Source organism: Mesorhizobium sp. M7A.F.Ca.CA.001.08.2.1, from assembly GCF_003998455.1.
GTDB classification, from domain to species: domain Bacteria; phylum Pseudomonadota; class Alphaproteobacteria; order Rhizobiales; family Rhizobiaceae; genus Mesorhizobium; species Mesorhizobium ciceri.
Genome location: NZ_RZPW01000101.1, coordinates 1 through 11,937, shown reverse-complemented (window position 1 = coordinate 11,937; position 11,937 = coordinate 1). Strand labels below are relative to the sequence as shown.

General features: G+C 61.7%; 15 protein-coding genes. 8 read left to right on the top strand and 7 right to left on the bottom strand.

From position 1 onward, the window contains the following. Together EN914_RS09010 and EN914_RS09005 are read right to left on the bottom strand one after the other, a co-directional pair. Positions 1 to 261, bottom strand: a 261-nt coding sequence (locus EN914_RS09010; protein ID WP_164778692.1) for an ATP-binding cassette domain-containing protein, incomplete at its 3' end; no start/stop codon positions are given. 74 nt (positions 262 to 335) lie between these two features. Then, on the bottom strand, positions 336 to 1,547 hold the full coding sequence (locus EN914_RS09005) for a substrate-binding domain-containing protein (RefSeq protein WP_024502385.1): 1,212 nt from the start codon (positions 1,545 to 1,547) through the stop codon (positions 336 to 338). Between the two features lie 314 nt (positions 1,548 to 1,861). Between EN914_RS09005 and EN914_RS09000 the strand changes: the two genes are divergently transcribed. The 5 genes from EN914_RS09000 (at position 1,862) to EN914_RS08980 (ending at position 7,348) form a co-directional block, all read left to right on the top strand. After that, positions 1,862 to 2,626, top strand: coding sequence for a hypothetical protein (locus tag EN914_RS09000; RefSeq protein ID WP_024502384.1), 765 nt, complete (start codon positions 1,862 to 1,864; stop codon positions 2,624 to 2,626). 3 nt (positions 2,627 to 2,629) lie between these two features. After that, entirely contained in the window at positions 2,630 to 3,598 is a 969-nt protein-coding gene (locus EN914_RS08995; protein ID WP_024502383.1) for an electron transfer flavoprotein subunit alpha/FixB family protein, read from the top strand. Between the two features lies 1 nt (position 3,599). After that, the gene (locus tag EN914_RS08990; protein WP_024502382.1) at positions 3,600 to 5,555 is read left to right on the top strand and encodes a (Fe-S)-binding protein; all 1,956 of its coding nucleotides are present in this window, start codon (positions 3,600 to 3,602) and stop codon (positions 5,553 to 5,555) included. Positions 5,556 to 5,627: 72 nt separating this feature from the next. Further along, positions 5,628 to 6,551: an NAD(P)-dependent oxidoreductase gene (locus EN914_RS08985; RefSeq protein ID WP_024502381.1), complete on the top strand. Its 924-nt coding sequence runs from the start codon at positions 5,628 to 5,630 to the stop codon at positions 6,549 to 6,551. 2 nt (positions 6,552 to 6,553) lie between these two features. Further along, the gene (locus EN914_RS08980; RefSeq protein ID WP_024502380.1) at positions 6,554 to 7,348 is read left to right on the top strand and encodes an N-acyl homoserine lactonase family protein; all 795 of its coding nucleotides are present in this window, start codon (positions 6,554 to 6,556) and stop codon (positions 7,346 to 7,348) included. A gap of 436 nt (positions 7,349 to 7,784) precedes the next feature. Here the strand turns inward: EN914_RS08980 and EN914_RS08975 are convergent, their stop codons facing one another. Continuing rightward, entirely contained in the window at positions 7,785 to 8,387 is a 603-nt protein-coding gene (locus EN914_RS08975; RefSeq protein WP_024502379.1) for a general stress protein, read from the bottom strand. Positions 8,388 to 8,407: 20 nt separating this feature from the next. Continuing rightward, positions 8,408 to 9,151, bottom strand: coding sequence for a DUF4142 domain-containing protein (locus tag EN914_RS08970; protein ID WP_024502378.1), 744 nt, complete (start codon positions 9,149 to 9,151; stop codon positions 8,408 to 8,410). A gap of 163 nt (positions 9,152 to 9,314) precedes the next feature. Between EN914_RS08970 and EN914_RS08965 the strand changes: the two genes are divergently transcribed. From EN914_RS08965 to EN914_RS08955, 3 genes are all read left to right on the top strand, one after another. Continuing rightward, positions 9,315 to 9,494, top strand: a complete 180-nt coding sequence (locus EN914_RS08965) for a hypothetical protein (protein WP_024502377.1) — start codon at positions 9,315 to 9,317, stop codon at positions 9,492 to 9,494. A gap of 152 nt (positions 9,495 to 9,646) precedes the next feature. Further along, a complete protein-coding gene (locus EN914_RS08960; RefSeq protein ID WP_013533177.1) occupies positions 9,647 to 9,901 on the top strand; it encodes a DUF982 domain-containing protein in 255 nt (84 codons plus the stop codon). A gap of 30 nt (positions 9,902 to 9,931) precedes the next feature. Then, entirely contained in the window at positions 9,932 to 10,318 is a 387-nt protein-coding gene (locus EN914_RS08955) for a hypothetical protein (protein ID WP_407067775.1), read from the top strand. A 30-nt stretch (positions 10,319 to 10,348) separates the two neighbouring features. Here EN914_RS08955 and EN914_RS08950 read toward each other — a convergent pair whose 3' ends face one another. From EN914_RS08950 to EN914_RS08940, 3 genes are all read right to left on the bottom strand, one after another. After that, positions 10,349 to 10,681, bottom strand: a complete 333-nt coding sequence (locus EN914_RS08950; RefSeq protein ID WP_024502375.1) for a hypothetical protein — start codon at positions 10,679 to 10,681, stop codon at positions 10,349 to 10,351. A 2-nt stretch (positions 10,682 to 10,683) separates the two neighbouring features. Then, entirely contained in the window at positions 10,684 to 11,043 is a 360-nt protein-coding gene (locus tag EN914_RS08945; RefSeq protein ID WP_013533180.1) for a hypothetical protein, read from the bottom strand. After that, positions 11,043 to 11,937, bottom strand: an 895-nt coding sequence (locus EN914_RS08940; protein WP_127389050.1) for an NRAMP family divalent metal transporter, incomplete at its 5' end; no start/stop codon positions are given. The genes EN914_RS08945 and EN914_RS08940, both read right to left, overlap by 1 nt.

The window sequence follows — 11,937 nt, the reverse complement described above, 5'->3', positions numbered from 1 at the left end:
TTGATGGATCACGTGGATGCCGGCAGCGCGTGCTTCCTTCGGCGACTGCCAGGAAACCGGCTTGCCGAGATAGGTCATGGTCCCGGAATTCGGTTTGGTCACGCCGCCCATAACGCGGATCAGCGTCGACTTGCCTGCGCCATTCTCGCCGAGAAGGGCGTGAATTTCGCCTGGCTGCACGGCGAAATCGACCTTGTCCAGGGGTTTGACTCCAGGATAGTCCTTCTCGATCTGGCTGAGCTCAATAACAGACGCTGACATATCCGGTGCTCGAACTGTTCAATGCACGTCCGGCGCGCGTCCAGGATGGGCGCGCACCGGCTCGCTTGGGAAGCTTACTTCGGATAGTCGGGATTGAATGTACTCGGATTATAGCCGGCGGGCAGCCCGTTGCTTGGCGACAGATCACCCGGATCGCTCATGCTGACATGGTCGAGCAGATGCCTGTCGCCCTTGACCGAGATCGTATCCGCACCCGGCGACGTGACGACCTGGAAGCTCACCTCGACCTTGTCCGGGACCGAGATGCCCTTGAGCACGTCGAGCGCGGTCTCGATGCCGGTGATGCCCATCGACGTCGGATAGTCGATGCCGACCATCTTGATGTTGTGCTGGTTGGCCAGCTGATACATCCGGGCAACGTCGCCGCCGGTCATCGGTGGAAATTCGCCGTCCTTGTAGCCGGCGTCAAGAAACGCTTCGATCGCGCCGTAGCCCTGAAGCGCACTGTCGGCCAGGACGCCGTTGATGGCCTTGCCGTGCTTCTGGATCAGCGCTGCCATCACCGACTTGCCGGTTGCCGGGTTCCAATCGCAATACTGCTTCTCCAGCACCTTGATGTCGGGAAATTTCGAGAACACTTCCTCGTTCGCCTTGATGCGGATTTCCGCGACGCTCGACCCGGCGATGCCGGGCAGCATCACGATGTTGCCCTTGCCGCCCAGTGTCTCGCACAACCACTGCGCCTCGAGACGGCCCAATGCCCAGTCGGATGCCGTGACGTAGCTGATGTAGTTGGCCGGCGTCTTCACCTTGCGATCGACCATGACAACGGGGATGCCTTGTTCGGTTGCGCGTCCGACGACGGAATCGAGCGCGTCCTCGGTCGAGGCCGCAATGAGCAAAATGTCGACGCCCTGGCTGATCAGATCCTGGATATCCGCGATCTGCTTGGAGGGGTCGTCGTTGGCGTCGGTGACGAGAAGATGGGCGATCTCGTCGCGATGCTGGCCGGCGGACCAGAGGACGCCATGCTGGAAGGCGACGCGCCAAGCATTGGAAATCGAAGCATTGGAGAACCCGATCGTATACGGACCCGCCTTCTTCCATTTTGAGGTGTCGACCATGGTGTTGGCATTAGGGTTCCACATCCAGGTGCGCGGCGCGCCATAGTAGCCGGGCCTCGTTTCCGGCTCTGAAGCGACGGCTGCGCTGGTCTGGGCGAGCTGGATGGCCGGTGCGGCGGCCATGGCTGCCGCCACGGCCGGCATGCCGCGGATGAAGCTCTTACGCGAGATCTTGTGGTCTAGTATGCTCTTTATTGACATTGGTTCCTCCTCCTGAACGCTCGACAGAACGCCTAAAATTCTCCTCAGATATCGCGCACACGAGACAGTATAAACAAACAATAGATGTTTTTATCCCGGGCAAATCGCACGACTATTTTCCTGACAACCTCCAATTCAGAAAAATTCGACTGAAAGCGATTTGACGCAAATTAGCAGTCGATTACCCACGATCGTCAATCTGCCGTCTTGTAATAGCTGCTATTACCTTTTTCGCCATTGGGGGCGGCAAGGAATACGACTTATCTAGCAGCCGGTGCCGGGCGCTTGAGGTGCGTTCCGTCGGAGGAGAGGCCGTGAATATTCTTGTTGTCTTGCGCATGATCCCGGATTCCGCGGGCGAGCTGCAGCTCGCCGAGGACGGCCGCAGCATCGATCGGGAATGGCTGGATTTTCAGCTCAACGATTTCGACGATCATGCCCTCGAGGAAGCAATCCTGCTCAAGGAAGCCGGCGGCGCGAAGGTAACGGCGGTGGCCGTTGGCGAAGGCGCCAACCGTGTCCTGCAGATGGCTGCCGCACGCGGCGCCGACGAAGTCGTCGCGCTTCAGGCCGAGGAGGACGCCATGATCTCCTCACGTGAGATCGCGGCTTCCATCGCGGCGATGGCGCGGGCAAAGTGGGCCGACCTGGTTCTGTGCGGCGTTCAATCGAGCGAGGATGTCTTCGGCCAGCTCGCGCCCTATGTCGGCGCGCTGCTCGACTGGCCGCATGTGTCGGGAACCAACCGTATCGTTGCGAACGGCGCCGTGCTTCGGGTCACGCAAGAGCGCGGCGCCGGTGTCGCCGTCACCTATGAGTTGGCCACGCCGGCGGTGCTGGGCGTTCAGACAGCGTCGAAGGCGCCACGCTATGTCTCCGGCAGCAAGCTTCGCGAAGCATCCAAGACGCCCATCGGCCGCGCCGCGCCCGAATCCTCAGGCTTCGAGCGTTCCGCCGAGATCATCACATTACACCTGCCAGTCCAGGGCGGCTCCGGCGAGAATCTCGGCGGCGATGCCGAGACAGTCGCGGATCGGCTGGTCAGCATCCTGGCAGCCAAGGGCCTGGCGAGGAACTAAGCCATGAAATTGATTGCCTGTACCGAAGGCCACTCCAGCAAGATCGAAGCCTTCTCCCTCGAAATGATCGCCGCGGCGCGCTCGCTCGCCCAGGCCGGCGACGAGGTCGTCGCCTTTTTCGCCGGCGGTGAAGCGGAAGCCGCATCCTCCCTCTTCGGCGCCGCCGATCGCCTGATAGTGGCCCGCGCCACAAAATCGGATGTTATTCCCGCAGAGACATATGCGGTGCTTTTGCGCGATGTCGTCACCGCCGAGAGCCCCGGCCTGGTCCTGGTACCCTATTCGGCAAACGGGCTGGACGTGGCAGCCGACATCGCAGCGCGAACCGGCTGGCCGCTCATCTCCTATGTCAATGAAATCAAGCGGCACGGTGAAAGCCTGACGGTTGTCGCGCAGATGTATGGCGGCAAGATACTCGCCGACTGCGAAGTGCAACTGCCCGCCATTCTGATGATCAACCCAGGGGCCTTCGCAGAGGCAGCGCCAGGCCCGATCGCCGCCGCGAGCGTGCAGACGATCGATGCCGAACCCACGCTCGCCAGCGGCAAGGTGAGAATGGTGGCCATCGACGTGCCGGATTATGCCGACGTCGATCTGACGACAGCCGAGAGGATCGTGTGCGTGGGCCGCGGCATCGGCGACGAGGCAAGCATCGACCTTGCGCGCAATCTGGCGACGATGCTGGGGGCGGAGATCGCCGGCAGCCGTCCTGTCGTCGACAATGGCTGGCTGCCGAAGCTGCGCCAAGTGGGCAAATCCGGCCAGAAGGTGAAGCCGAAGCTTTATCTGGCGCTCGGAGTGTCCGGTGCGCCCGAACATCTCGAGGGCATGTCGCAGGCCGACCTCATCATTGCCGTCAACACTGATCCGAAGGCGCCTATCTTCAATGTCGCGCATTACGGTGCGACCTGTGACCTGTTCGATCTCGTCGCCAATCTGAGCGACAGGCTGCGGGCCGGCTCTGGCCGTTGAGATGGCATCGACCCTGCCACTCTGGATCCTGGTCATCACAGCACTCGCGTTGACGGCCTGGCGCTCGCGCCGTTACGCGTTTGCTCTTGCCAATGCACCGGCAGCGGCTCGCTTCGACCGCCCGATGCTGCGTCTCCAGGGCGTGATGGTCGCCATCGGCATGCACCGGAAAATGCTCCGCAAGCCGCTTTCCGGCGTGCTTCACGCTATCATCTTTATTTCGTTCTTCGTGCTGTTCACCGCCACGATCGATACCTTCGGCTCGCGGCTGTTTCCCGGGTTCTCACTTGCGCCCATCGGTGGCGAAACCTGGATTGCCGCTCTGCAGGATGTCTTTTCGGTGCTGATGCTGGTCGGCGTCGGACTTGCACTCTATCAGCGTTACGTGCTGCGGCCTGCCCGCTTCGACGGCTCGAGCGGCAGTGATGCGGCAATCATCTATGTGTTGATCGTCCTGATCGTGGCGTCCCTGTTGCTTGAGGCGGCGGCACGCATTGCCGGTGGCGCAGACGGCTCGTGGCGGCCGGTCGCATCGGCGCTGGCTGGCTTGCTCGATCGTGCCGGCATACCGGCACATCAGGGCGAAGAGCTGTTCTACTGGGCTCATGTCGGCGCCATTCTGGCGTTCCTTGTCTATATCCCCGGTTCGAAACACCGGCACATGTTTCTTGCCGCGCCCAACATCTACTTCCGCAGCCTCGAACCGCGCGGCCTGGCGCCCGCGGTCCCGGAAGCGCGCGAGGCTCCGGGCATCGACAGCCTGGGACAGTTCGACTGGAAACAGCAGCTCGACCTTCTGTCCTGCACCGAATGCGGCCGTTGCCAGGCGGTCTGTCCGGCCTATGCGGCCGGTCTGCCGCTCAGCCCGAAGTTGCTGATCACCGACATGCGCGACGCGCTTGCCGTGGGATCTTCGGCGGCCCCGCTGGTCGGCGGCGTGATTTCCGAGGAGACGCTGTGGGCTTGCACCACCTGCCGCGCCTGCATGGAGGCATGCCCGGTCGAGATCGAGCATCTACCCAAGATCATCGACATGCGCCGTCATCTGGTCGACGAAGGCCGTGTCGGCCCCGGTCTGCAGGAGGCGTTGTCGAACCTGACCCGTCTCGGCAATTCCATGGGCAAGCCTTCCAAGATGCGGGCCCGCTGGACCAGGGAGCTCGGCTTTCCGGTCAAGGACGCGCGCGAGGAACCCGTCGACGTGCTGTGGTTCGTCGGGGACTACGCCTCCTACGATCCGCGCGTTCAGGAAATCACCCGCAAGGTTGCCGAACTGCTGACCGCAGCCGGTGTCGACTTCGGCATTCTCTTCGATGCCGAGCGCAACAGCGGCAATGATGTGCGGCGTGCCGGCGAAGAAGGTCTGTTCGAGACGCTCGCTCAGTCCAACATCGATGAGATCAAGGCGTGCAGCTTCAACCGGATCATGACCACCGATCCGCATAGCCTGAACGCGCTGAAGAACGACTATCAGCATTTCGGCGCGACGTTCGAGGTGCTGCACTATACGGCGCTGCTGGCGGAACTCATCGCGGCGGGAAAACTCGACCTGCATGTCGCCGACGGCGCCAGGGTCACCTATCACGATCCCTGCTATCTTGGACGCTACAATGGCGGCTTCGACGCGCCGCGCGAGCTGATCCGCGCTGCCGGCTACACGCTTCATGACATGCCGCGCTGCCGCGAGAACTCCTTTTGTTGCGGCGCCGGCGGCGGCCGCATCTGGCAAGGCGACGACGGCGTGACCGAGCGGCCGAGCGAGAATCGTATCCGTGAAGCGCTGGGCCTGGGCGACGTCGCGTACTTCGTCGTCGCCTGCCCAAAGGACAAGGTGATGTACACCGCCGCGATCGATGCGCTCGGCGTCGCCGACAGATTGAAGGCCGTGGACATAGCGGAACTTCTCGTGCCGCGTACAAGCCAGGCGCTCGAAATGCCCCCCGTGGAAACGAGCTGACGGAATGCGATCCAGGAGATCGAGACCAAACGCCATGCATGGGCATCGGCCCTGAAAGAGGAGAGAGCGATCATGTCGACCCTGAAAATCGGCTTTGTTGGCATCGGAAAAATGGGCACGCCGATGGCGACCCGTCTCATCAAGGCTGGTTACGAAGTGACTGTCTACGACGTCGACAGCAAAGCCGTGGCGGAATTGACCAGTGCGGGCGCGAAAGCCGCCGCCGGTGCGAGCGATGTTGCCGATGTTGCGGAGATCGTCTTTGCCAGCCTGCCCAGCCCGCTGATCCTGGAAAAGGTCGTGCTCGGCGAAGGCGGCATCGCCGAGGGCAAGGCGGTTCGCATCTTCGTCGACGTCTCGACGACGGGTCCGCGAATGGCCGCCAAGGTTGCCGAAGGCCTTTCAGCAAGGAACGTCGCCATGATCGACGCGCCCGTCAGTGGAGGATTGAAGGGCGCGCGCAACGGCACGCTCGCCGTCATGGTCTCGGGGCCGAAGCCTGCGTTCGAAACGGCAAGGCCGGTGATCGAGAATTTCGGCCGGATATTCTTCATGGGCGAGGTTCAGGGCTCCGCCCAGACCATGAAGCTTGCCAACAACCTGCTTGCGGCGGCAGCACTTGCGATCTCTTCCGAAGCGGTCGTAATGGGCGTCAAGGCAGGCCTCGATCCCAAGGTGATGATCGACGTCATCAATGCCTCGAGCGGCCGCAACAGCGCCACCGAGGACAAGTTCCCAAAATCCGTCCTGCCGCGCACCTTCGATTTCGGTTTCGCCACAGGCCTGTCCTTCAAGGATGTCCGGCTGTGCGTGGATGAGGCGGAGGCAATGGGCGTGCCGATGGTGGTGGGCAGTGCCGTGCGCCAGTTGCTGAGCGTAACGAACCAGCTCTACGGGCCGGACTCCGATTTCACCTGTATGGTCAAAACGGTTGAGACATGGGCGCATGTGGAGGTCGGCTCAGCCCAGACCCCAGACGTCGCCAAAGCGAGCTGATCATGGGTCAATTCGAACGCTATGAAATCCATGCCGTTCGCTACGGCCATTTCGAGCGCCGCTCGGGCGAGAATTTCCTCGGCGGCGATACGCATGACGTTCCCATGCCGCTGGACTACTTCGTCTGGGCGATCGTCGGGCAGAAGCGCACCTTCATCGTCGACACCGGCTTCGACAAGCCGACCGGCGACAAACGCGGACGCAGTGTCGTCAGACCCGTCGACGACGGCTTGGCGGCAATCGGCATCAACCATGTGGATGTCAGCGACGTCATCATCTCCCACATGCATTACGACCATTGCGGGAACCATCATCTGTTTCCGAACGCGACCTTCCACCTGCAGGATGCGGAGATGGAGTTCGCGACCAGCCGCTGCATGTGCCACCATGCCATGCGCCATCCCTTCGAGGCCGAAGACGTCACCACCATGGTGCGGCGCGTCTTTGCCGGAAAAGTTTGCTTCCACGACTCGGAGTCGCAGATCGCGCCAGGCATCACGCTCCACAGGGTTGGCGGCCACTCGCGCGGATTGCAGGTGGTGCGGGTGGAAACCGAGAACGGCGCGGTCGTGATCGCGTCCGATGCAGCCCATTTTTACGCCAATATGGAACGCCAGACGCCGTTTCCCGTCTTCGATCGGCTAAGCGATGTCATCTTCGGCGTGGAGCGAATGCAACAACTCGCCAGTTCCCCGGCTCACATAGTGCCAGGTCATGACCCGCTGGTTCTCAAGCGCTTCGCGCGCACCCGCCAGGACGTCGAGGACATCGTAAGTCTTGCCCATCCTTTGCTCTGAGCCTGTGGCTTCGAGAGATGTGCGATCTGGCGACTTGAAAAGGAGGCCTTGCTAGCGGGCCGCCGCGCTACGAGAGCTCGTCGCGGAGAATTACTTTTACATTCAAGATCTTAAAGCAAAAAATGCACGCTCACGAGCCTCATTGGCCGTAACGGTCCTTTGAGCGGGCAGTATGCCGATGGCCCGTCACGCCAAGCTGCCAGGCCACGTCCGGAGGCGCAGGAACGATTGATTTGACCAGGTTTCCGTGGGTCAGGATCGGAAGCCGTCTTATCTCGTTTCGCCTAGTCCCGCCACCGCCTCGAAGGGGCAGTTGACTTCCTGCGTCTTGAAGCCGGCAAACCGTCTTGAGAGGCTAGGAAAATTGCGGGTATGTTCCCAACCGTAACACTTCGTGAAACCTCGTCGTTCGGTACGTGCGACCACACCTCCTCGTTCAAGGCCGATTGATCGTCCGAGCGCTGTCGCGATCGGTCTCGTCAGGGATATATTCGCCGGCATTGGCATCGAAGCCGGTCCAGCCGCCAGCCTCGTAAGCCCTGCGGCGTTCGGCAAGATCGACCGATCTGGATTGCCCCAGAATTTCCTCGGCATTTGCAATGAGTTCATCGTCCACCCTGGCCGTGACCAACGTGCCGCCGCGGCGTACGCCCTCCGCATACACGTGGGCATCGTTCTCGGGCACGCCGGACTCCGTCAGAGCGCCGACAATGCCTCCGACCGCACCGCCTGCCACCGCCCCGGCAACGACACCTGTCGCGGTGGCGGCGAGCCAACCCGCCGCGACCACAGGTCCGACGCCCGGGATGGCCATGACCCCCAGCCCTGTCAGCAATCCGCCGGCACCGCCGATCACGGCTCCAATCCCCGCGCCAGCCCCGGCATCCTCGGCAGCCTCCGAACGGTCGCCCTCGTACCAGTCATCCGAGTTGTTGGCGACGATGCTGATGTTCGCATGCGGGACGCCCGTGGCTTCCAGTTCGCGGACCGCGTCGGCCGCGTCGTCATAATTGTCGAACAGTCCAGTTACCGTTTTCATTGATTTCTCCTGATCCGTGCTCACTTGCTGGCGGCAACGACGTTGCCCTGATAGTCCAGGCCGACGGCGAGGCCTTCGCCTGCCTTGGTGGCATGGCCCCGCCAGATGCCCTGGTCGTCCTTGGTAAGCTTCGACACGTTGGTATAGCCTGCACCCTCGATGCGGCTCTTGGCCTGGGCTTCGGTGAAGCTGTTTGCGCCGGGAACGAGAGCGGCGGCATTGGGGGTATTGTCGGTCTTCACCGCCGGTGTTGTCGCTCCCGTGATGGCGTCCTGCCCGGCTGCGATCTTTTCGATCATCTGCTGGTGCGTCTTCAGCGTATCGACCGTTTGCTGGGCGAATGTCTTGAGCCCGGCGTTGTCGCCGCCGCTGGCATAGGTTTCAAACAGCTTGACGGCGTCGGCATGCGCCTTGCGCTGCATGTCGACATAGGCTGGATCGATCGGTGCCTGCGCATTCTTGAGCTTGTCGAGATCGCCCTGGTGCTGGGCATCAAGCGCCGACGGCACTTTCAATTTTTGTTCGCCGGCCACCGTTGCCAGCTTGGCATTGGCCGCGCCGTGATCGCGGATCATCATCTGGGCGAAGTCCTTGATGCTCTGGTCCTGAACCTTGCCCAAGGCAATCTGGCTCGAGTCGACTTCGAACTTGCCGCCGATGGCAGCCTTGTCGACGAAGGCCTGGGCGCTGTCGGCAGCAAAAGCAGGCACGGCGAGAAGAATGGAAGCAGCGGCGAGCGATGCGAAAAATTGTCGTGTTTTCATCGGCTTTGTCCTTGCCTGGGATGCGTCGCCCTAACAGGCCAAGATGCGCTTTGTTCCGATACCCAGACGACATGCCTGCAGGCCCGGCAGCACCACGATCCACGCATGAGGCTGCCGGATTATCTCGCGTGAGATCTGCCACATCGACGGAAAATGTGGAGAAGTGACAGGCGACAGGAACGCCGGCACCATGAACCAGCGTGGCTGCAAAAAAGCCGTGGTCGAGACAAGCAGTTTCCAGGCGCCGCTATTCTACATGCAGCATGGGTTCGAGGAATTCGGCAAAGTCGAATTCGGAATTCCAGGGCACGCACGCATCTTCCTTCGCAAGGACCTGTTGTAAGTCTTGGGACGGGCGCGCACGGATGGCCATCGGCTAGTTGTTTCAAACGCCAGGTGCTCTGGAACAAACCGACGGTTGCGGAGTTAAAGCGCGTCGCGACGCGCACTCTTGCAGCGGCGTGTCGAATAGAGTGCATCCCGCTGGAGAGGCATGTGCGTACTGGACATTTCAGAAAGCCGATTGTCATTCAACCTGGCCGGATAGACCGCGACAGGGTTGTGGTTTCGGTGTCGGACGCAGCCGAAGTGCTGCTGCGGGACTGGCCAAAGCCGACATCCGAGAGGCGTCTTGCCGCGATCAGAGCGTGCCTTGCCGTCATGCGAGGCGAAAAGCCGACAAGGGCGGCACGACAGGCGTTCATCGTTGCGGCCAAGGACGCCAGGATTCTGCTGAGCGAGCAAGTCTGACCGTGGCGGGTCGCCTCAGTGCATGCAAGCTTGGTTCCGCTGGCGCCTGCAAGTGCGATACTGCCGAGATCGGTTCGAAGGGGAGAGATTATGGCTAAGGTTTCAGGTCTCACGCCTGCCGCGGCCAGAGGCGAAGTTCAGGCAGGAGCAACGCACGACAAGACGCCGGGGTTCGATCCCGCCATTGCCCCGCTTGAGACAGACGCAGAGGCCGCGGACACACAAAATCCGGTCGCTAAGACAAGTCCGCCGCGCACTCGTCCAAAATTCGAAAACGATGCCAGCTTTGCCAATGCCATGCGTCCGGTCGAAGGCGAGCCGGAACTGCGGCCTGGCGGCAACTGGCCGGTGTTGGTGATTGCAGCTGTCGTTTTGACAGCAGCCGTGGTCTTCCTGGCGGCAAGCATGCTGCGATGAGAATAATCCCGACGATGCAGCACCCACGACCTATTCCTGGAGGTCCGGCGCGTCCTTCATGCCTGAGAGTTCGGTCATTGGGCACAGCAGCCGCGGTCGCGCGGGATCGGAGATGTCGAGCTTGTCCCAAGGAATGCGGTATAGACCGTCGCGGCGGCGCAATCGGAAAAGATCCAGCACCGCCACGCCTATGGCCGAAGCCGAAAGACGCTCGAAAGCAGCGTAGACCCCGACGTGGAATTCGGTGACGACGAAATCGTCACCATCCCGTTCGGCGCGGATCTCCTCGATATAACCGACATTCTTGCCGCGGTGCGAGAGTACGCGCCGCCCCGCCAGATGCTCGAGATTGACCGTGATCATCATCAAGCTCCCGGAATGCGCCCGATGATATGGTCGCGCAACCAGTCCTGCCAGGCGAAGATCGACGTTTCTCGCACATCGATGTCGAACTCGATATCGATGCCGATATCTTTCACCTTGCGCCAGGCGATCCGATGAGGTTCGCCATGCTGCGTGCCACCCAGCTTGACCGCGAGCCGCGCCATCCAGCGCCCGGGCCGTGCGCCGAGGCGACGCGCCAGGGTGATGGAGCCGAGTTCGATGGCAATGATCCGAGGCGGCTTGCCAGGCCGCAACTGCGCCACCAAACCGTCGACCTTACCGACCTTGACCTGCTCGCGGTCGACCACCTGCTTGTCCAGGAGATCACGCAGCAACTTCATCATGTGCCTCCGAATATCTGCAGCGGGATGGTCACCACCGCCAGTACGAAGCCAAGCGCGATGATGAAGATGACGGCGGCATTTGACAAAATGCCGTTGCGATGCTCGCCGACATAACGTTTGTCGTTCAGCAGAAACAGGAACGGAACGACGGTCAGCGGAAGGCTGGCAGCCGTCAGCGCCATGGAAAAGATGGTGAGCCTCAGCGGGTCAAGACCAAGCGCGATGGGAATAGCCGCCAACAGCAATGATATCGTGTAGATGGCGCTGAAACCCGGATCGTCGCGCGGCTTGCGATCCTCGCCCCAATTCCAGCCGAACCCTTGGGCCACAAGATAGGCCTGTTGCAACCCGACCTCGAGCGCGGCGCCGAAGCAGGCGATGGCGAGAGAAGCAACAAACAGCACGAAGCCCCAGAAGCCGAATATGGGGATCAGCATCAACGGCAGTTGGTGATAGTCGTCCACCTGGGTGACGCCATGCGTGGCGAGCACGAGAGCGGCCACGATCAACACGCCGATCGAGATGGTGCCCCCGAAGGTCATGCCCAACCCCGCTATGGCCCGATTGGCGCCGAGATAGCTTTTGTCCCACCGGTCCTCGATGGCCCCCGAAGAATAGAACATGAACAGGTAGGGCGATATCGAGGCGCCCAGAATGCTGACCGCCATGAACCAGTAATTGGCGGCATCGTGGACCGGCAGCGAAGGCACGGCGCCCCTTGCGACTGCCGTCCAATCAGGTCTCAGCATCACCGCTCCGACGACGAAACACAGCGTCACCAGACCGAGAAACGACACGCCCTTCTCGATGACGCCGAACGTGCCTTTCCAGAGCAGCAGCCACGCCAGCAAAGCCACCGGCAGTGCCCACCACCGGAAGCCTATGCCGGTG

Coding starts and splice junctions, on each gene's coding strand:
- EN914_RS08995 (WP_024502383.1), top strand. CDS start 2,630: ATGAAATTGATTGCCTGTACCGAAGGCCACTCCAGCAAGATCGAAGCC.
- EN914_RS08980 (WP_024502380.1), top strand. CDS start 6,554: ATGGGTCAATTCGAACGCTATGAAATCCATGCCGTTCGCTACGGCCAT.
- EN914_RS08990 (WP_024502382.1), top strand. CDS start 3,600: ATGGCATCGACCCTGCCACTCTGGATCCTGGTCATCACAGCACTCGCG.
- EN914_RS09005 (WP_024502385.1), bottom strand. CDS start 1,547: ATGTCAATAAAGAGCATACTAGACCACAAGATCTCGCGTAAGAGCTTC.
- EN914_RS08970 (WP_024502378.1), bottom strand. CDS start 9,151: ATGAAAACACGACAATTTTTCGCATCGCTCGCCGCTGCTTCCATTCTT.
- EN914_RS08945 (WP_013533180.1), bottom strand. CDS start 11,043: ATGAAGTTGCTGCGTGATCTCCTGGACAAGCAGGTGGTCGACCGCGAG.
- EN914_RS08975 (WP_024502379.1), bottom strand. CDS start 8,387: ATGAAAACGGTAACTGGACTGTTCGACAATTATGACGACGCGGCCGAC.
- EN914_RS08950 (WP_024502375.1), bottom strand. CDS start 10,681: ATGATCACGGTCAATCTCGAGCATCTGGCGGGGCGGCGCGTACTCTCG.
- EN914_RS08985 (WP_024502381.1), top strand. CDS start 5,628: ATGTCGACCCTGAAAATCGGCTTTGTTGGCATCGGAAAAATGGGCACG.